The organism is Microbacterium sp. 1262, assembly GCF_040544895.1.
Classification (GTDB): domain Bacteria; phylum Actinomycetota; class Actinomycetes; order Actinomycetales; family Microbacteriaceae; genus Microbacterium; species Microbacterium plantarum.
In genome coordinates this window covers 1,164,944-1,185,519 of sequence record NZ_JBEPKU010000001.1, presented here as the reverse complement: position 1 = coordinate 1,185,519, position 20,576 = coordinate 1,164,944, and the positions used below count along the sequence as shown (strand labels likewise).

The 20,576-nt window shown below is 68.9% G+C and carries 19 protein-coding genes; 14 read left to right on the top strand and 5 right to left on the bottom strand.

Features of this window, described 5'->3' with window-relative positions; all coding sequences use genetic code 11:
- The first annotated feature begins 30 nt into the window (after positions 1-30).
- Positions 31-942 carry a tyrosine recombinase XerC gene (locus ABIC53_RS05575; RefSeq protein ID WP_274177811.1) on the top strand — a complete coding sequence of 304 codons (912 nt, stop codon included), beginning with the start codon at positions 31-33 and terminating at the stop codon, positions 940-942.
- A gap of 68 nt (positions 943-1,010) precedes the next feature.
- Positions 1,011-1,589, top strand: coding sequence for a hypothetical protein (locus ABIC53_RS05570; RefSeq protein WP_274177812.1), 579 nt, complete (start codon positions 1,011-1,013; stop codon positions 1,587-1,589).
- 3 nt (positions 1,590-1,592) lie between these two features.
- On the opposite strand, the gene ABIC53_RS05565 is transcribed toward ABIC53_RS05570, so the two are convergent.
- Positions 1,593-2,096 carry a murein hydrolase activator EnvC family protein gene (locus ABIC53_RS05565; RefSeq protein WP_354450702.1) on the bottom strand — a complete coding sequence of 168 codons (504 nt, stop codon included), beginning with the start codon at positions 2,094-2,096 and terminating at the stop codon, positions 1,593-1,595.
- 277 nt (positions 2,097-2,373) lie between these two features.
- Between ABIC53_RS05565 and rpsB the strand changes: the two genes are divergently transcribed.
- The 9 genes from rpsB to ABIC53_RS05520 all read left to right on the top strand — a co-directional run bounded on the left by rpsB (position 2,374) and on the right by ABIC53_RS05520 (position 8,957).
- Complete coding sequence (rpsB, locus tag ABIC53_RS05560) at positions 2,374-3,270, top strand: 30S ribosomal protein S2 (RefSeq protein ID WP_274177814.1); 897 nt, start codon at positions 2,374-2,376, stop codon at positions 3,268-3,270.
- A 105-nt stretch (positions 3,271-3,375) separates the two neighbouring features.
- Positions 3,376-4,203 (top strand): translation elongation factor Ts, encoded by an 828-nt coding sequence (tsf, locus tag ABIC53_RS05555; protein WP_023950948.1) that lies wholly within the window; start codon positions 3,376-3,378, stop codon positions 4,201-4,203.
- A gap of 87 nt (positions 4,204-4,290) precedes the next feature.
- On the top strand, positions 4,291-5,010 hold the full coding sequence (gene pyrH / locus ABIC53_RS05550; protein ID WP_114589348.1) for a UMP kinase: 720 nt from the start codon (positions 4,291-4,293) through the stop codon (positions 5,008-5,010).
- A 54-nt stretch (positions 5,011-5,064) separates the two neighbouring features.
- The gene (frr, locus tag ABIC53_RS05545; RefSeq protein ID WP_112614568.1) at positions 5,065-5,619 is read left to right on the top strand and encodes a ribosome recycling factor; all 555 of its coding nucleotides are present in this window, start codon (positions 5,065-5,067) and stop codon (positions 5,617-5,619) included.
- Positions 5,620-5,714: 95 nt separating this feature from the next.
- Entirely contained in the window at positions 5,715-6,632 is a 918-nt protein-coding gene (locus ABIC53_RS05540) for a phosphatidate cytidylyltransferase (RefSeq protein WP_274177815.1), read from the top strand.
- Entirely contained in the window at positions 6,632-7,201 is a 570-nt protein-coding gene (locus tag ABIC53_RS05535; protein ID WP_274177816.1) for a DivIVA domain-containing protein, read from the top strand. The genes ABIC53_RS05540 and ABIC53_RS05535 overlap by 1 nt, the downstream gene beginning before the upstream one ends.
- A 141-nt stretch (positions 7,202-7,342) precedes the next feature.
- Complete coding sequence (locus tag ABIC53_RS05530) at positions 7,343-7,927, top strand: aggregation-promoting factor C-terminal-like domain-containing protein (protein WP_240309840.1); 585 nt, start codon at positions 7,343-7,345, stop codon at positions 7,925-7,927.
- 11 nt (positions 7,928-7,938) lie between these two features.
- Positions 7,939-8,220 (top strand): Rv1322 family protein, encoded by a 282-nt coding sequence (locus ABIC53_RS05525; protein WP_274177817.1) that lies wholly within the window; start codon positions 7,939-7,941, stop codon positions 8,218-8,220.
- Positions 8,217-8,957 carry an alpha/beta hydrolase gene (locus ABIC53_RS05520; protein WP_274177818.1) on the top strand — a complete coding sequence of 247 codons (741 nt, stop codon included), beginning with the start codon at positions 8,217-8,219 and terminating at the stop codon, positions 8,955-8,957. The genes ABIC53_RS05525 and ABIC53_RS05520 overlap by 4 nt, the downstream gene beginning before the upstream one ends.
- 3 nt (positions 8,958-8,960) lie before the next feature.
- Here ABIC53_RS05520 and ABIC53_RS05515 read toward each other — a convergent pair whose 3' ends face one another.
- Entirely contained in the window at positions 8,961-10,031 is a 1,071-nt protein-coding gene (locus ABIC53_RS05515) for an AI-2E family transporter (RefSeq protein WP_114589351.1), read from the bottom strand.
- Between the two features lie 155 nt (positions 10,032-10,186).
- Between ABIC53_RS05515 and ABIC53_RS05510 the strand changes: the two genes are divergently transcribed.
- Positions 10,187-11,971: a DUF8094 domain-containing protein gene (locus ABIC53_RS05510; protein ID WP_274177819.1), complete on the top strand. Its 1,785-nt coding sequence runs from the start codon at positions 10,187-10,189 to the stop codon at positions 11,969-11,971.
- Positions 11,972-12,913, top strand: coding sequence for a tetratricopeptide repeat protein (locus ABIC53_RS05505; protein WP_354450698.1), 942 nt, complete (start codon positions 11,972-11,974; stop codon positions 12,911-12,913).
- Between the two features lie 61 nt (positions 12,914-12,974).
- Here the strand turns inward: ABIC53_RS05505 and glgB are convergent, their stop codons facing one another.
- Genes glgB through glgX form a run of 3 tightly spaced genes read right to left on the bottom strand, consistent with a single transcriptional unit; the run spans position 12,975 to position 19,332 of the window.
- A complete protein-coding gene (gene glgB / locus ABIC53_RS05500) occupies positions 12,975-15,134 on the bottom strand; it encodes a 1,4-alpha-glucan branching protein GlgB (protein ID WP_354450697.1) in 2,160 nt (719 codons plus the stop codon).
- Positions 15,131-17,215, bottom strand: a complete 2,085-nt coding sequence (locus tag ABIC53_RS05495; protein ID WP_354450696.1) for an alpha-1,4-glucan--maltose-1-phosphate maltosyltransferase — start codon at positions 17,213-17,215, stop codon at positions 15,131-15,133. Before ABIC53_RS05495 ends, glgB begins: the two co-directional genes overlap by 4 nt.
- A 47-nt stretch (positions 17,216-17,262) precedes the next feature.
- Positions 17,263-19,332, bottom strand: coding sequence for a glycogen debranching protein GlgX (glgX, locus tag ABIC53_RS05490; protein WP_354450695.1), 2,070 nt, complete (start codon positions 19,330-19,332; stop codon positions 17,263-17,265).
- A 44-nt stretch (positions 19,333-19,376) separates the two neighbouring features.
- Between glgX and ABIC53_RS05485 the strand changes: the two genes are divergently transcribed.
- Positions 19,377-20,576, top strand: coding sequence for a cysteine desulfurase family protein (locus ABIC53_RS05485; protein ID WP_323987737.1), 1,200 nt, complete (start codon positions 19,377-19,379; stop codon positions 20,574-20,576).

Here is a 20,576-nt window from a genome sequence, read left to right as displayed (position 1 = left end):
CGGTGCCTGCGGATCGGTCATGCTGGCTGCATGCTCATCTCGGAGGCGGCGGACGCGTACGCAGACCACCTGCTGCGCGTCCGCAGGCTCTCTGAGAACACCGTCCGCGCCTACCGCAATGACCTCGCCGATCTGGCTGCGGCGTCGGGCGACATCGAGCTCGAAGAGGTGGACATCGAGGTGCTCCGCGATTGGGTCTGGCGCGCGAGTGAGCGGGGCGAGGCGCGGTCCACCCTCGCTCGCCGTACCGCGACCGCCCGGGGCTTCTTCGCGTGGGCGACCGAGCGCGGCGCGATCGCCAGCGACCCCGCCCTCCGCCTGGCGTCACCGAAGCGGGCGCGGACCCTGCCCAAAGTCGCGACCGCTCAGACGGTGGCATCCGTCCTCGACGATCTGCGGGCGCGGGCGGCCGACGGAGATCCGGTTCTCCTCCGCGACCACGCGATCCTCGAAGCGCTGTACGCGACCGGCATCCGCGTGTCCGAACTATGCGGACTGGACCTCGACGACATCGACAGCGAACGCCGCACGGCACGTGTCATGGGCAAGGGCGATAAGGACCGGGTCGTTCCCGTAGGCGGTCCGGCATTCGACGCCGTGCAGGCTTACCTGGTCCGCGGGCGTCCGGTGCTCGCGGCGCGCGCCGCAGGCCGAGCAGAAGCCGCGCGTGCAGTGTTCCTCGGGTCGCGCGGTGGTCGGCTGACGGCGCGCGCCGTATACGCGACGGTCTCGGAGAAGCTCGGCCCCGCACTCGGGGTGGATGCCGTCGGGCCGCACACTCTGCGGCATTCCGCCGCGACCCATCTGCTGGATGGCGGTGCCGACCTGCGGGCCGTTCAGGAGATCCTCGGGCACGCGAGCCTCGGCACGACGCAGATCTACACGCACGTCTCGGGGGAACGGCTCGCCGCCGCCTATCGACAAGCGCATCCGCGCGCATGATGGTGCGCTGGCCCTCCGCCGTCGTAGCGTTGGGAGAGCGCACGGAGGAGCACGAAGAGGGGGCACGCATGAGAAGAGCTGCTGCAGCGATCGGCGCGACTGTGCTCGTCGGGATGCTCGCTTCGTGCGCGCCGGTGGCGTCGAACGAGCCCGACCGGATCGTCCGGCCTACGGCGCCGCAGACCTCGGCGTCTCCCTCGGCCTCGCCCGCCGCGACGCCGGAAGCATCATCCGACGCGACGGTTCCTGCGATGCCGGGGCCGAACGACCCCGCGTGCATCGACGGCGTCGTCGCGATCCGCGGAACCGACCTCGACCTCGCCTTCGCCGGCGAGTGCGACGTGGTCCGCATCGAGGGTGCTTCGCTCGACGTCGACCTCGAGCGAGCGCGCGTCGCAAATGTCCTCGCGAGTGGTGATCGCATCGAGATCGACCTCGGCTCGGTCGACTCGCTCGAGATCACGGGGCAATCCGCCGATGTGGATGCCGCCAGGGTCGGCGCCCTCACCATCGCGGGAGACCGCAACTCCGTCGACGCCGACGAGGTCGGCACCGTAGCGGTATCGGGCAACGACAACCACGTCGACGCGGATCGCCTGGGAGCGGTCACCCAGAGCGGTGACCGCAACATGATCGGGAACGACTGACCCTTAGCAGCACGGCAACAGGATCGGCCTGGTGAGGCCGCCCATCATCAGGAGCGGGTTGATGTACTCACCGTTACGCCGGACTCCGAAGTGGATCGTGCCGTCGCCCGTATGGCCGCCGGACGCCACGGTTCCCACCAGCTCCCCTTGAACCACCGCCGTCCCGGTCTGCAGGGCCGTGTCGACCGGCTCGAGACTGGTCGCCACCCCGTCGCCGTGGTCGATCGTCACGACGGGGCGGCCGGCGACGGGCCCCGCGAACGCGATGACACCGTTCGCCGGCGCGACGACCTCGACCTCGCCCCCGCTGGCGAGGTCGACCCCTCGATGCCCGGGAGCGTACTCATGTGCCGGAGCTTCGAAGCCTCGCGCGACCGCGGCTCCGCGCAGCGGCATGGTCCAGCCGGGTGAGGGACGCGGCTCACCACCTGGCGCGACGGCGTCGGGAAGAAACGTGCTCACGATGAGGAGCGCTGCTGCGAGCAGGGCGGCCGGGGAACGGGTCACGAGTCGAGTCTCGAGTCCCGTTCGTCCGCCGCAGCGACGTCGGCCGCGACACGTGGGCAAACCGTTCGCACGCAGCGTCGGGGAGGAGCGGCTCACTGCTACACTGATCACCGCGCCTCGCTCGTCGAGGTGACTACGCGTGCCCTGAGCGATCGGTTCCCGATCGTGGCGCATCTTCCCCAGGTCTCCCGCTCCGGCGGCGAGCGGAAGTGTGTCGGGCGCCAGGAGTACCGGGCCGTCGGCCCGGCGAATCAACCGAAACAGAAGGAGAACGGCCATGGCCGTCGTCACCATTCGCCAGCTGCTCGACAGCGGCGTCCACTTCGGGCACCAGACCCGCCGCTGGAACCCGAAAGTCAAGCGCTTCATCCTCACCGAGCGCTCGGGCATCCACATCATCGACCTGCAGCAGTCGCTGTCGTACATCGACCGCGCCTACGAGTACGTCAAGGAGACGGTCGCCCACGGTGGCACCATCCTCTTCGTCGGCACCAAGAAGCAGGCGCAGGAGGTCATCGCCGAGCAGGCGACCCGCGTGGGTCAGCCCTACGTGAACCAGCGCTGGCTCGGTGGTCTGCTGACCAACTTCCAGACGGTCTCGAAGCGCCTCGCCCGCATGAAGGAGCTCGAGGAGCTCGACTTCGAGAACCCCGCGGCCAGCGGCTTCACGAAGAAGGAGCTGCTGCTCAAGAAACGCGAGCTCGACAAGCTGCACAAGTCGCTCGGCGGTATCCGCAACCTGCAGAAGACCCCGTCGGCCATCTGGGTCGTCGACGCCAAGCGCGAGCACCTCGCGATCGATGAGGCCAAGAAGCTCGGCATCCCCGTGATCGGCATCCTCGACACGAACGCCGACCCCGACGAGTTCCAGTACCCGATCCCCGGTAACGACGACGCGATCCGTTCGGTGAGCCTGCTCACGCGCATCGTCGCCGACGCTGCTGCCGAGGGCCTCATCCAGCGCCACCAGCCGTCCGACGAGTCGGCCGAGGCCGAGCCCCTCGCCGACTGGGAGCGCGAGCTGCTCGAGAGCGCTCCTGCAGAGACCGCTGCCGCCGAGAACGCCCCGGTCGAGGGCGCTGACGCTGAGGTCGCCGCGACGGAGACGCCCGCCGACGAGGCCGGTGCCGAGGCGCAGGCCGAGGCCGTCGCCACCGAGGCCACCGAGAAGTAATCAGCGCGTCTTCCTGACCCGCTACGATCGGCGCGGCCGCGGCTGAGCCCGGCCGCGCCGATCGGCATCCACGAGATTTCACACAGACAGAAGGAGCCGCCACTCATGGCAAACTTCACCATCGCCGACATCAAGGCTCTGCGCGAGCAGCTCGGCACCGGAATGGTCGACACCAAGAAGGCCCTCGAAGAGGCCGACGGCGACGTCGAGAAGGCCGTCGAGATCCTCCGCCTCAAGGGGGCGAAGGGCAACGCGAAGCGTGCCGACCGCTCCACGAGCGAGGGCCTCGTCGTCGCGCGTGAGCAGGACGGGAAGGTCACCCTCGTCGAGCTCGCATGCGAGACCGACTTCGTCGCGAAGAACGACCGTTTCATCGCTCTGGCCGACAAGGTCGCAGACGCGGCCGCCGCGGCATCCGCCGACTCGGTCGAGGCCGCCCTCGCCGCAGACGCGTCGGGCCAGACGATCGAGCAGCTCATCAACGATGAGGCCGCCATCATCGGCGAGAAGGTCGAGCTGCGTCGCGTGCGCACGCTGACCGGCGACGCGTTCGAGATCTACCTGCACAAGACGAGCAAGGACCTGCCCCCGCAGATCGGCGTCGTCGTGGCGTACTCGGGCTCGGACGCGGAGACCGCCCGCTCGATCGCGCAGCACATCTCGTTCGCGAACCCCAGCTACCTGTCGCGCGAGGACGTTCCCGAGGCCGACGTCGAGAAGGAGCGCGAGATCGTCACCGAGATCTCCCGCAACGAGGGCAAGCCCGAGGCCGCCCTTCCCAAGATCGTCGAGGGCCGCGTGGGTGCGTTCTTCAAGCAGGTCGCCCTCCTCGACCAGGACTACGCGAAGGACAACAAGCTGTCCGTCGCGCAGGTCGCGAAGGACGCCGGCATCACCATCACCGACTTCGCTCGGTTCAAGGTCGGCGCGTAACAGCCCGAAAGGCCCGCATCTTCGGATGCGGGCCTTTTCCATGCCCATCCGGGCGATACTCTGCAACACAGCGATGAGAGGGACACGATGAACGATGAGAAGACCGGGCGCCGTCGCGTCCTGCTGAAGCTGTCGGGCGAGGCATTCGGTGGCGGCCAGCTGGGCGTGAACCCGGATGTCGTCGGGCAGATCGCCCGCGAGATCGCTGAGGCCGCCGACCGGGTGGAGGTCGCCATCGTCGTCGGCGGCGGGAACTTCTTCCGAGGCGCAGAGCTGAGCCAGCGCGGGATGGACCGCGGTCGCGCCGACTACATGGGCATGCTCGGCACCGTGATGAACGCCCTCGCATTGCAGGACTTCCTTGAGCAGGCCGGCGCCGCAACGCGCGTGCAGTCGGCCATCTCGATGACGCAGGTCGCTGAGCCGTACATTCCCCGTCGCGCGGAGCGCCACATGGAGAAGGGTCGCGTCGTCATCTTCGGCGCCGGCGCCGGTCTGCCCTACTTCTCCACCGACACGGTGGCGGCGCAGCGCGCCCTCGAGATCAAGGCCGATGAGGTCCTGGTGGCCAAGAACGGTGTCGACGCGGTCTACACGGCCGACCCGAAGAAGGACCCCACGGCGGAGAGGATCGAGCAGATCACCTACGGCGAGGCGCTGCAACAGGGGCTCAAGGTCGTGGACTCCACCGCATTCAGCCTGTGCATGGACAATGGCATCGACATGCGCGTCTTCGGCATGGAGCCGGCGGGGAACGTCACGCGCGCACTGCTGGGCGAGCGCATCGGCACGCTCGTCACCGTCTGAGCCCCGCCCGCCTGCAGACTAGACTTGACCGGACGTACCGACGAATGGAGTGACGTGATCCCCGAGATCCTCGCTGACACGAAAGCCCGCATGGAACGCGCCGTCGAGGCGGCCAAGGAGGACTTCTCCACCGTGCGCACGGGGCGCGCCAACACGGCGCTGTTCCAGAAGATCCTCGTCGACTACTACGGGTCGCCGACTCCGCTCGCGCAGCTCGCGTCGCTCAACAACCCCGAGGCCCGCACGATCATCGTCACGCCGTACGACAAGTCGGCGCTCAAGGCGATCGAGCAGGCGATCCGCGACACCCCCAACCTCGGCGTGAACCCGACGAACGACGGCAACATCGTGCGCGTCACCATGCCCGAGCTCACGGAGGAGCGCCGCAAGGAGTACGTCAAGCTCGTCCGTTCGAAGGGCGAGGACCACAAGGTCCACCTGCGCGGCATCCGGCGGAAGTCCAAGGACGAGCTCGATGGTCTCAAGAGCGAGGTCGGCGAGGACGAGCTGGTGCGTGCGGAGAAGGAACTCGACGGTCTCACGCGTGCACACGTCGACCTCATCGACGACGCGCTCAAGCGCAAAGAGGCCGAGCTTCTCGAGGTCTGAGACCGATGAGCGCACCCGGCGACGACGCCCCGTCTCGATCCGAGCGGGAGCGGTCCCGTTCGCGCGAGCACGGTGATTCGGCGTTTCAGAATCAGGTGCGTGCCGCGCGAACGGAGTTCGAACAGCACATCGGCCGAGCTCGGGCCGACTTCGAGCAGGCGAACGAGCGCATCAACGCGCGGACCGGACGCAATCTCTTCGTCGCGATCCTGATCGGGGTCGCCATCGGCGTCGTCGTGATCGGGTCGCTCATCTTCGTGAAGTGGGTGTTCGTCCTCTTCGCGATCCCCGTCGCGCTGCTCGGCGTCTTCGAGTTCGTCCGAGCCCTGCAGGCCGCGGGACGACGCGTGGACGTCGCACCACAGCTGGTCGCCGGCGCCGCGGTGCTGGCGGCGGGCTTCCTCCTCGATGCCGGCACGCACTGGGTCGTTGTCTTCGCCGCCGTGGTCACGGTGATCGTCTGGCGGTTGATGGCGCAGATGGTGAGCGGCGAGAGCCGTCGCTACGGTCAGGTGCTCAGCGACGTGCTCATCAGCGGGTTCGTTCAGCTCTACGTCCCGTTCCTCGGAAGCCTGCTGCTCATCCTCCTGCGCGAGGACGGCGGAGAGTTCTGGGTCCTCGCGATGATCGCCGTCGTGGTGGGCGCGGACACCGGCGCCTATGCCGCTGGGCTCGCCTTCGGCAAGCATCCGATGGCCCCGCGAATCAGCCCGAAGAAGACCTGGGAGGGTTTCGCAGGCGCGGGCGTGGTGGCGATGCTCGTCGCTGTCGGGTTCGCCTGGCTGCTTCTCGGACTCCCGGCGTGGACCGGCGTCATCATCGGTATCGTCATCCTCGGTTCCGCCACGGTCGGCGATCTGGCTGAGTCGATGATCAAGCGTGATCTCGGCATCAAAGACATGAGCTCGTGGCTGCCGGGCCACGGGGGAGTGCTCGACCGACTCGACTCGATCCTGCCGTCCACCGTCGTGGCGCTCGTCCTCTTCCACGCTCTGTCCCCTCTGGTGATGTAATGACCTCGACCGATACCTCCCTTTCCACGAGCCCGTTCCCCGAGGTGCAGGGACGAGCCAAGGGATACGACCGAGCCGCTGTGGATGCCTTCCTGCGGCGCGCTCGCGAAGCGTTCGAGGCGTCCGAGGAGGACGACCTCGACTCCGCCGCGATTCGCGCGACCGCCTTCCCGCTCGTGCGCGGCGGGTATGCCGTCGCCCCCGTCGACGCCGCGATCGGACGGATCGAGGACGCATTCGCGGCGCGCGAGCGGGAACGTGCCCTGTCACGTGCGGGCGCCCGCGCCTGGGTCGGCCGCTCACGCAATCTCGCCCAGGAGATCCTCGACCGGCTGTCGCGTCCCGAGCGGCGGAGATTCGATCGTGTGGGTGTGCTGTCGTACGGCTATCGCATGGACGAAGTCGACCTCGTGGCGCACCGCATCGCCCGTTACCTCGAATCGGGTGAACCGCTCACCGTCGAGCAGGTGCGATCGGTCGCGTTCCGCATGCAGCGCGGAGGCTACCGCGAAGCGCAGGTCGATGCGGTTCTCGACGGCGTGGTGTCGGTGATTCTCGCCATCGGGTGAGTCTGATGGAGAGAAGCTGCACGCCTCGCTAAACTCGAGGGCATTGTGACTTCCCGCTCGACTGTCTCCCGGCGCACGACGCGCGTCCCGGCTCGTCGCCGGAGCACGCCGGTCTCCGCGCGCTGGTCGCGACGTCGCGGTGTGTCCTCCGTCTTCGCCGCGGTCGCTGCGCTCGGTATGGCGGGCGGCGCTCTGGCACCGCTCGGCACCGCACTCGCGGTCGCCCAGGAGAAGCCCGTCGAAGTCGTCTCGCTGTGGGCCGAGTCGCGCGGCGACGCGCAGGCGCTGTCCGGTGACGGAACGGCGACGACGCCCGCTCAGCTCGATCGCAGCGGCTTCACCGTGTACGTCGCTCCCAAGCCGACGCCGACCCCCACCCCGACCCCCACCCCGGTGGAAGGCGAGAGCACCGGGACGTCGCGCGCAGCGCCGGTCCTGTACTCCGGCGGGGGATCTTCCGCCGACTGGCTGAGCGCCGCCGGCATCCCGGAGAGCGACTGGGGCTACGTCGACTACATCGTGTCGCGCGAGAGCAGCTGGAACCCGAACGCGACGAACGCTTCGTCGGGGGCCTGCGGTCTCGTTCAGGCCTATCCCTGCAGCAAGGTGCCGGGCAGTGGGTACGACCCCGTCGACAACCTCACGTGGGCGAACGGCTACGCCGTCGGACGTTACGGCAGCTGGAGCGAGGCGTATGCCTTCTGGTCCAGCAACCACTGGTGGTGACTGCGCGCGTCATGCCCCGTTCCAACAGGCGACGGCCGGAACCGCGCGACGACTCGCTCGAGCGGCTGCTGAGCGGCTGGAAGCGCTCCGAGACGCGACGTGGCGTCGAATGGACCGTGCAGCCGGTGTCGGCCGCGCAATCGCAGAAGACCTATACCTGCCCGGGCTGCGGGCGTGACATCGCGCCCGCCACGGCGCATGTGGTCGCGTGGCGGGCGGACGGTGTCCTGGGCGACGCCGCGGACCTCGCCGCGCGTCGGCATTGGCATTCGGCATGTTGGAGGATCGCATGAGCTTCGAAATCCGCGGACCCGTTCAGCTCCCCGCACGTCGTGAGGACATCGAGCTCCGCACGCTCGACGAGCTGACCCTGGTCGGCGAGCTCGCGCTGCCACAGGATCGCGAACCGGTCGCGACGCTCGTCACCCTGCATCCGCTTCCGACGGCGGGCGGATTCATGGACTCGCACATCCTGCGCAAGGCGGCCGGGCGCCTCCCCGCCCTCGCCGACCTCGCCGTGCTGCGTTTCAACACCCGAGGAACGACATCGCCTCGGGGGACCAGCGAGGGGACGTTCGAGGGCGGTGTCGGCGAGGTGTTCGACGTCGCGGCGGCGATGGCGTTCGTGCGCGATCGGGGCCTGCCGCGTCCTTGGCTGGTCGGTTGGTCCTTCGGAACCGAGCTCGCCCTCAAATACGGGCGCGACCACGACATCGAGGGCGTCGTTCTCCTCTCGCCGCCGTTGCACCGGGCCACAGCCGACGAGGTCGCTGCCTGGGCAGGCGACGATCGACGAGTCGTCATCGTGGTGCCCGAGTTCGACGACTACCTCCGCCCGGACGAGGCGCGTCAGCGCTTCGCCTCGATCCCGCATGCGACGCTCATCGCCGTCGAGGGCGGCAAACACCTGTGGGTGGGGGAGAACCAGACCCGTCGGGTGCTCACCGAGATCGTCGCGGCCGTCAACCCCGACGCGCTGCCGCTCGCCGAAGAGTGGGACGACGATCACGCGGCGGACGACGCCTCCTGAGCGTCAGCGCTCGTTCTGCCGCGGGATCACGACCTGGCGGTAGATGATCAGGATGCTGGCTGCCACCGGGATCGCCACGAGCGCTCCGAGGAGCTGCCCCAGCGCGGCTCCGGCGAGGGCTGCGATGACCACCACCGCGCCGGGGATCGATACGGCACGGTTCATGATGCGCGGCGAGATGAGGTAGGCCTCGACCTGCATGTACACGAGGTACCAGATCGCCGCCCACAGTGCCGTCTGGGGTTCTGCGAGTCCGGGTATCAGGCAGGTGAGCACGATGATCGCCGACCCGGTGAGGGTTCCCACCAGGGGGATGAGCGAGAAGAAGAAGGCGATGACCGCGAGCACCGCGGGGAAGGGGGCTCCGATCACGCTCAGGAAGATGGCACTGAGCACACCGTTGATGACGCCCAGGGACACCTGGCCCATGACGTAGAAGCCGACGGATGCCGTGATCTGCTCGGCCAGGTCGATGAAGCGCGGCCGTCGCGAAGCCGGCACGAGCTGATAGACCGCAGCCTTCAGGTTCGGGGTCGACGCCGTGAAGTAGATCGTCAGGATGAGCACGATGACCGCGCCGGTGAACCCGCTGATGATGCCACCGCCGATCAGGATGATCGAGCCCGTGATCGACCCGCCGATCGCCCCGATGTCGAGCGAGTTGTACCAGTCGGAGAGGTACTGGAACAGCTCGTCGACGTTCAGCTGCGGGAAGGTGACGGTCAGCCAGTCCTTGACGGCGTTGACCGGGTCCCAGTCGCCGTTGGTGACGAGGTCCTGGATGGCGGCCACGAGCTGCGAGATCTGCGAGACGATGATCGGCACGACCATGAGGATGATGCCGGCGAAGGCCGCGAGCAGCGCTGCGAAGGTGATCAGGAGAGCTGCCCATCGTGGCAGGCGTCGCCGCTCGAGCCACGAGACCACCGGGTCGAGCCCGAGAGCGAGGAAGAGCGCGGTGCCGACGTAGAGAAGGATGGTCGAGAGGGTCTGGATGCCCCCGATGATCACGATGCCCACGCCGACGCCGAGCGTGGCGATCAGTGCAGTGCGAAACGGGTTCTGGATCTTCACGAACGCCTCCGGGGTCGAATCACTTCACTTTACGAGCCGCGCGAACTTTCGTTGGGAGGCGCCCCTTTCACGACCCTTTCAGGTCGTTTTGGATACTCTGGAACGTCGATCAAGCGTTCGGTGGTCCCGTTCCGAATGTGGAGAGGTGTTTCTTCGTGCGTTTCGTGTGGGCTGTCGTCGCCTTCGTCCTGGCCACCGTCATGATCGGGGCGGGTATCGCGCAGCGCACGATCCTGCGCGGGCCCGAGACCGTCACCGAGTCGGTGACGGTGACGGGAGACGCCCCCTTCACCCTCATCGACGGCGCCGTGCTCACCTCGCGCCCCGGCGCGCAGGCATTGAGCGTTCAGGGCACCGGGACCGTCTTCGCCGCATACGGCCGCACGTCCGACGTGACCGCGTGGCTCGCGCGCACCGATTACACGCGCCTCGGCGTCGACGCCGAGGGGGCGATCACGACTTCCCAGGTCGCGGCCTCGTCCGCGCCGACGCCGGATGCCGACGGCAACATCCCGGCGATGCCGTCACCGGTCGGGTCGGATCTCTGGCTCGAAGAGTTCCAGCGCGATGACGCGCTGACCACATCCCTGCAGCTGCCGCAGGACATGAGCGTCCTGATCGCATCGGACGGCACCGCGCCCGCGCCCGCCGACATCCAGGTGACGTGGCCGATCGAGTCGAACACGCCCTGGGCCGGCCCGCTGATCGTGGCCGGTGGGATCCTCCTCGCGTTCGGAATCGTCATGTACGCGCTCGGCTGGCGCCATCTGCGTCGCTCGCGCGGTCCGCGACGGAAGGGGCTTCCGATGAGCGCCACTCAGCCCATCGATCTCGCGACGGACGCGGAAGCGAAGGGCGTCATCTCGTCCACGCCGCCGCGACGCCGCCTGACACGCGGGCGTCAGGCTCTCCTCGCGATCCCGCTGGTCTCCCTCGTGGCGCTGACGGGGTGCTCGGCGGACGCCTGGCCCCAGTTGGCCCCGAGCCCGACTCCCTCGCCGACCACGACGGTCGTCGCCGACCCCGATCAGGCGCCGCCGGCGGTGACTCAGCAGCAGGCCGAGCGCATCCTCACGCGTATCGCGGAAGACGTCTCGACGGCCGACGCGAGCGCTGACGCCGCCCTCGCCGGCACGCGGCTCGCGGGGCCGGCGCTCGCGGAGCGCGAGACCAATTACACCCTCCGCTCCAAGATCACCGATCGTGCCCCGCTGCCGCCCATCCCGGCGGAACCCCTCGAGATCCTCCTGCCGGAGACGTTCGAGAAGTGGCCGCGTACCTTCCTCGCGGTCGTCGAAGGCGGCGAGGGCGCAGCTGACACGATCATGACGGTCAGTCAGCAGGATCCCTGGTCCAACTACAAGCTCGGCTACATCGCCGAGCTGGCGACCGATTCGTTCCCGGAACTCGCACCGGCGTACCTGGGTGCCGCGCAGGTGGCGCCCGACTCGCCGTTCCTCGTCCTGCCGCCGAAGGACCTCGCGGCCGCATACGCCGACCTGCTGACCAACGGCGACGCGAGTCCGTATGCGGGCTTGTTCGAAGCGGACGGTGACGCCTTCCGCGCGGGCGTCACCTCCAACCGCGAGCAGATCGTCAACGACTTCAACCAGACGGGTGCGGAGACGGGCACGGTCTCGTTCACGACCCAGGCCGGGACGCAGCCGCCGATCGCCCTCCAGACGCTCGAGAGCGGCGCTGTCGTGGCGGTGACCATCACAGAGGACCACACCTTCAAGCCGAGCAATCCGGATGCCGTGATCAACGTGCCCGACACCAACCCGGTCGCGAGCGCGCTGACAGGAGTGTCGCAGTCGTCCACCGGCTTCACCACCACGTACGCGGACCAGCTGTTCTTCTTCGTGCCCGGCGCCGGTTCATCCGAGCCGATCCAGTTCCTCGGCTACCGTTCCAATGTCCTCTCAGCAAAGGTCGTATGAATGAGTGATCCTTCCTCCAACGCCGTGCTCCGTGGCGCGCTCGATCTGTCGTCGCTGCGTAACCGCCCCACGGCTCCGGCGCCCGCGTCGGCACCCGCCGGGCAGCCGTCCGAGAGCGCATCGCGCCTGATCTTCGACGTAACCGATCAGACTTTCGGCGAGGTCCTCGAGCTCTCGCGAACGGTACCGGTCGTCGTGGATCTCTGGGCGGAATGGTGCGGCCCGTGCAAGCAGCTGAGCCCCGTGCTCGAGAAGGTCGTCATCGAGCTGGCCGGTCGCGTCGTCCTCGCCAAGGTCGATGTCGACGCGAATCCGCAGCTCGCGCAAGGGTTCCGAGCGCAGTCGATCCCGATGGTGGTCGCGCTGGTGGCAGGGCAGCCAGTGCCGCTGTTCACCGGAGCGGTGCCCGAGCAGCAGGTGCGCGAGGTCTTCGCGCAGCTGCTTCAACTCGCGTCTCAGCACGGTGTCACCGGCACCGTTCCCCTGGAAGCCGAGACGGATGCACCGGAAGAGGCCGCCGAGCCGCCGCTGCCCCCGTTGCATGCCGAAGCCTTCGCTGCGATCGAAGCGGGCGACTACCCGCTTGCGATCAGCGCCTACGAACGGGCGCTCGCGGAGAACCCGCGCGACGCCGACGCTCAGGCGGGTCTCGGACAGGTCAAGCTTCTCGACCGCGTGCAGGGCGTCGACCTCGGTGAGGCCCGCGCCGCAGCCGCAGCCGCGCCGCACGATGTCGATGCGCAGCTGCGCGTCGCCGACCTCGATGTCGCCGGTGGTCACGTCGACGACGCGTTCGGCCGACTCCTGGATCTGTTCGCCGCGGTCGGCGGAGATGCTCGATCGACGGTACGCGACAGGCTCCTCGAGCTGTTCGGCCTCGTCGGAGACGCCGACCCGCGAGTCGTCAGCGCGCGCCGGCGGCTCACCTCTCTGATGTTCTGAGACGAACGCCGCGGGCCCGGGGTGTCACGTTGGTGACATACCCCGGGCCCGCGGCGTTCGTTCAGTCTTCCGAGACCCCAGGTGCGGCGTCGGGAGCGTGGTGCAGCCACAACACGCCGAGCGGAGGGATCACCATGGTCGCTCGTCCGTCGGTCGCGTGCACGGTGCCGAAGTTTCCCACACCGGAACCCCCGTATGCCTCGGCGTCGCTGTTCAGGACCTCGCGCCACGCGCCATCCGCCGGCAGTTCGAGCGTGTAGTCGTGCAGCGGTACTCCCGAGAAGTTGCAGATCACCGCGACGGTGTTCCCGTGGTTGTCGCGGCGCGCGAACGCCATGACGTTCGGGTTCCAGTTGGGGGCGCCGAGACGGCTGAAGGCCTCGCCGTCCGAATCGCGGGACCAGAGGGCGGACTGGTCTCGGTACGTGCGATTCATGTCCGCAACGAACGCGTGCAGCCCACGGTGCGCCGGCTGGTCGAGCATCCACCAGTCGAGCTCGCGTGATTCGGACCATTCCGACATCTGCCCGAACTCCTGCCCCATGAACAGCAGCTGCTTGCCCGGATGTCCCCACATGTACGCGAGGTAGGCGCGCATGTTGGCGAGCTTCTGCCAGTGGTCGCCGGGCATCCGGGTGAACAGGCTTCCCTTGCCGTGCACGACCTCGTCGTGGCTGATGGGCAGGACGAAGTTCTCGCTGAACGCGTAGACGAATGAGAACGACAGCTCACCCTCGTGGTGGCCCCGGTACATCGGGTCTCGCTTGATGTACTGCAGCGAGTCGTTCATCCACCCCATGTTCCACTTGAACCCGAAGCCGAGGCCGCCCCACTCCGTCGGTGCGGTCACGCCCGGGAAGCTCGTGGATTCCTCCGCGATCATGGCGATGCCGGGGTAGCGCTTGTACGAGGTCGCGTTGACCTCCTGGAGGAACGAGACGGCCTCGAGGTTCTCACGCCCGCCGTGCACGTTGGGCTCCCACTGCCCCTCCTCGCGGGAGTAGTCGAGGTAGAGCATGGAGGCGACAGCATCGACCCGGAGGCCGTCGACGTGGAACTCCTCGAACCAGTACAGGGCGTTCGCGACGAGGAAGTTGCGCACCTCGTTGCGTCCGTAGTCGAAGATCAGCGTTCCCCAGTCGCGGTGCTCGCCGCGGCGGGGGTCCGGGTGCTCGTACAGCGGCTGCCCGTCGAATCGCGCCAGCGCGAACGAGTCCTTCGGGAAATGCCCGGGGACCCAGTCCATGATGACGCCGATGTCCGCCTGGTGAAGCCGGTCGATGAGGTAGCGCAGATCATCGGGTGAGCCGAAGCGGCTGGTCGGGGAGTAGTAGCCCGACACCTGGTAACCCCACGAGCCGCCGAACGGGTGCTCGGCCAGCGGCAGGAACTCGACATGGGTGAAGCCCTGTTCGCGAACGTAGTCGATGAGCTGGTCGGCGGCGTCTCGGTAACCGAGTCCGGAACGCCACGACCCGAGGTGCACCTCATAGACCGACATCGGCTGGGAGACGGGCGTCGACGTGCTGCGCCGATCGAGCCACGCGGCATCCTCCCACTCGTAGGAGCTCGCGGCGACGATCGACGCGGTCGCGGGCGGCACCTCCGACTGGCGGGCCATCGGGTCGGCCTTATCGATCCATGCACCGTCGGCCGTGAGGATCTGGAACTTGTAGACAGCGCCGGCGTTCAGCCCCGGAACGAAGAGCTCCCAGACCCCGGACTCGCCCATCGAACGCAGCGCGTGGCCCTGGCCGTCCCAGCCGTTGAAATCACCGATCACCCGGACCGCGCGCGCGTTGGGCGCCCAGACGGTGAACGACACCCCCGGGACGCCGTTGTGCAGGCGGACATGAGCGCCGAGGACGCGCCAGAGCTCTTCATGGCGACCTTCGCGGATGAGGTGCAGGTCGAGCTCGCCGATCGTCGGAAGGTGACGGTACGGGTCATCGGACACCCAGGCTGGCGCTTCATCGTATGTGGCCACGACCCGGTAGGCCTCAGGGCGTTCGTCGAGAGCCGCTTCCCACACGCCGGCGCGGAGGTGGCGGAACGAAGCCTCGGGCTGGTTCGCGAAAACGGCGGTGACCGTGCGAGCCAGCGGGCGGCGCACGCGGATCACCCAGCCGTCCTCGGTCTGGTGCGAGCCGAGCACGTCGTGCGGAGCGTGGTACGAGCCGGTGGCGACCGAGTCGAGGACGTGGTCAGCGGGGGCGTTCATCGGCGTTCCTTCACGTGCAGGATGTGCATGGGCTCGGCGAAAGCGTCGAGCCGCACATAGTTGTGGTCGTTCCAGGTCCAGACGGCGCCGGTGAGCAGATCCTCGACCTCGTACTCGTCGCCGGGGGCGACGCCCCAGACCGATGTGTCGAGGTGGACCGTCGTCTCGCGTGCCGAATGCGGGTCGACGTTGACGACGACGAGGATCGTGTCGTCCCTGCCGTCGGCCGTCAGTGCGCCGGGAAGATGCTTGGAGAAGACCACGATCGCCTCGTCGTCGGACCAGTGAAACGAGAGGTTCCGGAGCTGACGGAGCGCGGGGTGGGTGCGCCGGATCTCGTTGAGGCGCGTGAGGTAGGGAGCGAGCGACTCGCCGCGTGCCTCGGCGCCCGCCCAATCGCGGAACTTGTACTCGTACTTCTCGTTGTCGATGTTCTCTTCCGACCCCGGGCGCGCGACGTTCTCGATGAGCTCGTACCCCGCGTACACGCCATAGGACGCCCCGGCGGTGGCGGCGATCCCGGCGCGGATCTTGTAGGCGGGGCGGCCGCCGTATTGCAGGTACTCGGTGAGGATGTCGGGGGTGTTCACGAAGAGGTTCGGACGCATGAAGTCGGCCGTGTCGTAGGCGACCGAGGTCAGGAACTCCTCGAGCTCCTCCTTGGTGTTCCGCCACGTGAAGTACGAGTAGCTCTGCTGGAACCCGGCCATCGCGAGGCCCTGCATCGGGGCGGGGCGGGTGAACGCCTCCGCCAGGAAGACGACGCCGGGCGTCTCGTCGGCAACGGTCGCGATCAGCCACTCCCAGAACTGCAGAGGCTTGGTGTGCGGGTTGTCGACGCGGAAGATCCGCACGCCCTGCGCGATCCAGTGGCGCACGACCCGCAGCACCTCGGCGCGGATGCCCGCGGGGTCGTTGTCGAAATTGACCGGGTAGATGTCCTGGTACTTCTTCGGCGGGTTCTCGGCGTACGCGATCGAGCCGTCGGGCAGCGTGGTGAACCACTCGGGATGCTCCGCGACCCAGGGGTGGTCGGGGGATGCCTGCAGCGCGAGGTCGAGCGCGACCTCGAGGCCCGCGCCGGAGGCCGCGGCGAGAAAGCCGCGGAAGTCCTCGAGCGTCCCGAGGTCGGGGTGCACCGCGTCGTGACCGCCTTCGGGGCCGCCGATCGCCCAGGGCGAGCCCGGATCATCCGGGCCGGCGGTCAGGGTGTTGTTCGGCCCCTTGCGGTGAGTGCGCCCGATCGGGTGGATGGGTGGCAGGTAGAGGACGTCGAACCCCATGGCGGCGACGGCGGGCAGGCGGTCTCGCGCGGTGACGAACGTGCCGCTGCGGACGGAGCCGTCGGAGAGACGTTCGGCGCCCTCGGAGCGGGGGAAGAACTCGTACCAGGCGCCGACGCCCGCGCGCTCGCGTTCGACGAGCAGCTCGTGCTCGTCGCCGACCGTCACGAGCGACTGGAGCGGGCGATCGGCGAAGACGCGCGCGAGATCGGCGTCGCGGACGACCGCGAGCGCATCGACCGCGTCGACCGCGGCATCCCGAAGTCTCGCGGCGGCCTTCTCGAGGATCTTGCGCTCGGCAGCGGGGCGGGACTTCTCTGCGGCAGCGCGCACGAGCAGGAGGGCGCCAGCCTCGCGCATCAGAGGAACGTCGACTCCGGCGGCGATCTTGATCGCGGCGGCGTGCTGCCAGGTGGCGAAGTCGTCACCGAAAGCCTCGTAGCGGAAGCGCCACACGCCCTCGGCGAGCGGGGCGACGAGGACGGACCATCGGTCGAATCCGTCGTTGAGGGGCGTCAGCCGGTGCAACGACTCACGTCCATCGGGCGAGAACAGCCGCAGATGCACACCGATCGCGTCGTGCCCTTCGCGGAACGCCGTGACTCGGAACGGCACGGCTTCGCCGGCGAAGGCGGAGGGACGGAACCGGCCACCCGGAACCGAGGGGGCGGGGCGCTGGAGCGGGATGCGTCCCGTGACCGTGTCGCCGGCCGACGGAAGCGGCGCGGCGGGGCGGCCGGGGATCTCGGCGGTGCTGCGGAACGGGGCGGGTGAGGTCGTGCGCGTCGTTGATGCCACGGCTCGAACCTATCGCGGTGGACGAGTTCGAAAAACGGGCTTGCGCCTCACTCCGCTCTGAGCAAATGCAACGTCGGCCCCGAGAGGGGGAGGCGGTCGCCCGGGGCGAATCGCGCGCCGTTCTCTCGGGGACGCTCGTCGGCGCTCGACCAGAGGGACACCAGAGATGACGCCGCGCCGACGGGTGGCAGCACGACCTCTGCGTCGTCCTCGCGGCCGTGGATGATGAGGAGCACGCAGTTGGCGGGTTCGTGCGCCGGCGTCGACGTCGCGACGTATTGGAGGGTGCGCTGCTCCGGATCGGTCCATGTCGCCTGCGTCATGGGCTGGCCCTGCGCGTCGAACCACTGGATGACGGATGCCTCGGGCACCTCGTCGTCCGGGGCGGCGTACCGCACGGGGCGCAGGGCCGGGTTCTCGGCGCGCAGCCGCGTGAGTTCCCGCACGTGCGCGAGCAGGTCGACCTGCCAGTCCGCGAGCTGCCAATCGACCCAGGTCAGGGCGCTGTCGTGACAGTAGGCGTTGTTGTTACCGAGTTGTGTGCGGCCCATCTCGTCTCCGGCGGTCAGCATCGGCACTCCGGCCGACAGCAGGAGGGTCCCGACCAGGTTTCGGATCGCGCGATGCCGCGCAGACAGGATGTGCTCGAGCGACGTGTCGCCCTCGGCGCCGTGGTTGAAGGACCGGTTCGTGTCTGCGCCGTCGCGGCCCTGCTCGCCGTTGGCGTCGTTGTGCTTGACGTCGTAAGAGACCAGGTCGCGCAGGGTGAAGCCGTCGTGCGCGGTGATGAAGTTCACCCCCGCCAGCGGACCGCGCTTCGCGCCGAACAGCGGCGCAGAGCCCGCGAGGTGCGTGGCGAGTCCGCCGACGCCGGCCGGTGAGGTTCCGGCTCGGCGCAGGTAGTCGATGTCGCTGAGCCAGAAGTTGCGGACCCCGTCGCGGTAGCGATCGTTCCACTCCTGCCATCCGTCGCCGAACCCGCCGGTGTGCCAGCCGCCCAGCCCGACGTCCCACGGCTCCGCGATGATCTTGTCGTCGCGCAGGATGGGGTCGTCGGCGATCGCCCGCAGCAACGGGTGGTCCGGATCGAACACGTGCTCGGCGTCACGACCGAGGGTCACAGCCAGGTCGAAGCGGAACCCGTCGATCTGCACCTCCTTGCTCCAATAGCGCAGAGAGTCGAGGATCAGTCGTGCGGCGGCGTGGGTCGACGTGTCGACGGAGTTGCCGCAGCCGGTCACGTCGATGTAGGCGCCGTCGTCCTGCTGGCGGTAGTAGCCGCGGTTGTCGATGCCTCGGAAGCTCGACCGCGGTCCGCCCAGCTCGAGTTCGGCGGTGTGGTTGTAGACGACGTCCAGGATGACCTCGATGCCGGCGGCGTGAAGAGCGCGCACTGTGCGTTTGAGCTCTTTCAGGACGGCGGTGGGGCCGCTGCGGCGCGCGTCCTGCGTGGCGTAGGCCGCGTGGGGCGCGAAGAACCCGAGCGTGTTGTAGCCCCAGTAGTTGGCCAGCCCCAGAGCGAGCAGCCGCGGCTCGCTCTCGAAGGCGTGGATCGGCAGAAGCTCGACGCTCGTGACGCCGAGCGAGCGGAGATGGTCGATCATCGCCGGGTGACCGAGTCCGGCGTATGTGCCGTGCAACGCCGGGGGGATGTCGGGATGCCGCTTGGTGAGGCCTTTGACGTGCGCTTCGTAGATGACCGTGCGGTCCCGGGGGACCCGCGGTTTACGGATGCCGCCCCAGTCGAAGCCCGAGTCGATCACGACCGAGCGGTGATCGCCCGGGGCGCCCGAGACGACGCCGCGAGCGTACGGGTCGAGCAGAAGGGTCTGGGGGTTGAAGACGTTGCCCGCCCCGTGCGGTCCATCCACGCGCAGCGCGTACCGGACTCCCGGCCGCAGCGTCTCGATGTCGGCTGCCCAGATCCCGTCGCCGACGGGCTCGAGCGGTCGCTCGTCGACGGCCCAGTCGAGGTCGTCGTCATCGAACAGCACCACGTCGATCGATGTCGCCCGCTCGGACCAGACCCGAAGGGTGCCGCCGTTCTCGCGGAGCGTGACGCCGAGGTCGGTGAACCGGGGATCGTGCAGTCCGGCTGGGCTGGTGCTGTCGGGCATGCGATCTACAGTAATGAGCGTCGGTGAACGCCCGGGGAGGTCGGATGGTCGTCTATCTCGATCATGCTGCGACGACCGCGCTCCGCCCGGAAGCGCGCGATGCGTGGCTGTCGGCCCACGAGACGCTCGGCAACGCCTCGTCGGTGCACGGCGCGGGACAGGCGGCGCGCCGGCTCCTCGAGGATGCGCGCGATGCGGTCGCGTCGGCGCTCGGCTGCGAGCCCATCGAGGTGATCTTCACGTCCGGGGGGACCGAGGCGATCAACCTGGCCGTCAAGGGGCTCTGGCTCGCCGCCGACGCCGGCGCCGAGTCCTCCGCGATCGGGCCGATCGTGCTGCCTGACGGCGAACACCACGCCACGATCGATGCGGTCGCGTGGCTCGCGTCGCGCTGGGGTGCCGCCGTGCGCCCCGTCGGTCTCGACTCCGTCGGCCGGATCGATCCCGCTCTGTTCGCCGACGCGCTGCCCGGCGCTGCTCTCGCGACCGCGCTCGTCGCCAACAACGAGGTCGGAACGCGCAACGATGCGGCGGCGCTCGCCCGGGCGGCGCGCGACGCGGGGGTGCCGCTGCACCTCGACGCGGTCGCGGCGCTCGGCACCGTCGCCCTCGACTTCGCGGCGTGGCGGGACGGGGGCGCGACGCCCGACGGCCTCGTGGCCATGTCCGTCTCCGGCCACAAGGTCGGCGCCCCAGTGGGCACGGGCGCGCTCGTCGTGTCGCGCCACGCGCAGCTGACACCCCTCGCGCACGGCGGTGGCCAGCAGCGGGGGCTTCGCGCGGGTACCCAGGATGTCGCCGGGGCGGCGGCGTTCGCGGCGGCGCTCGACATCGCCGAGGCCGAGCGCGCCCACGAGGCGGTCCGGGTCGAGCGCCTTCGCGGTCGCCTGATCGAGGGCATCCGATCGCTCGTGCCGTCGGCGGTCATCCTGGGCGATCTTCGCGACCGGCTGCCCGGCAACGTCCATGTGCTCTTCCCGGGCACGATCGGCGAGACTCTCCTGTTCCTCTTCGACACGGTCGGGATCGCGGTGTCGACCGGTTCGGCTTGCCAGGCCGGGGTCACGGAGCCCTCGCACGTCGTGCTCGCCCTGGGACGTGACGCCGACGACGCCCGTGCGGTGCTGCGTCTGACCCTCGGGCGCACGAGCACCGACGCCGACGTCGACGCGTTCCTCGCGGCCCTTCCCGAGGTGCACCGGCGTGCGGTCGCCGCCCGCGCCGGGCGTGCAGCCCGCACGTAG

What these genes read in the sequence shown, in the direction of transcription:
- ABIC53_RS05485 (WP_323987737.1), top strand. Translation starts at nt 19,377, where the DNA reads ATGGTCGTCTATCTCGATCATGCTGCGACGACCGCGCTCCGCCCGGAA.
- ABIC53_RS05525 (WP_274177817.1), top strand. Translation starts at nt 7,939, where the DNA reads ATGCCCCGTTCCAACAGGCGACGGCCGGAACCGCGCGACGACTCGCTC.
- pyrH (WP_114589348.1), top strand. Translation starts at nt 4,291, where the DNA reads ATGAACGATGAGAAGACCGGGCGCCGTCGCGTCCTGCTGAAGCTGTCG.
- ABIC53_RS05520 (WP_274177818.1), top strand. Translation starts at nt 8,217, where the DNA reads ATGAGCTTCGAAATCCGCGGACCCGTTCAGCTCCCCGCACGTCGTGAG.
- ABIC53_RS05570 (WP_274177812.1), top strand. Translation starts at nt 1,011, where the DNA reads ATGAGAAGAGCTGCTGCAGCGATCGGCGCGACTGTGCTCGTCGGGATG.
- glgB (WP_354450697.1), bottom strand. Translation starts at nt 15,134, where the DNA reads ATGAACGCCCCCGCTGACCACGTCCTCGACTCGGTCGCCACCGGCTCG.
- ABIC53_RS05535 (WP_274177816.1), top strand. Translation starts at nt 6,632, where the DNA reads ATGACCTCGACCGATACCTCCCTTTCCACGAGCCCGTTCCCCGAGGTG.
- glgX (WP_354450695.1), bottom strand. Translation starts at nt 19,332, where the DNA reads ATGCCCGACAGCACCAGCCCAGCCGGACTGCACGATCCCCGGTTCACC.
- ABIC53_RS05505 (WP_354450698.1), top strand. Translation starts at nt 11,972, where the DNA reads ATGAGTGATCCTTCCTCCAACGCCGTGCTCCGTGGCGCGCTCGATCTG.
- rpsB (WP_274177814.1), top strand. Translation starts at nt 2,374, where the DNA reads ATGGCCGTCGTCACCATTCGCCAGCTGCTCGACAGCGGCGTCCACTTC.
- tsf (WP_023950948.1), top strand. Translation starts at nt 3,376, where the DNA reads ATGGCAAACTTCACCATCGCCGACATCAAGGCTCTGCGCGAGCAGCTC.
- ABIC53_RS05575 (WP_274177811.1), top strand. Translation starts at nt 31, where the DNA reads ATGCTCATCTCGGAGGCGGCGGACGCGTACGCAGACCACCTGCTGCGC.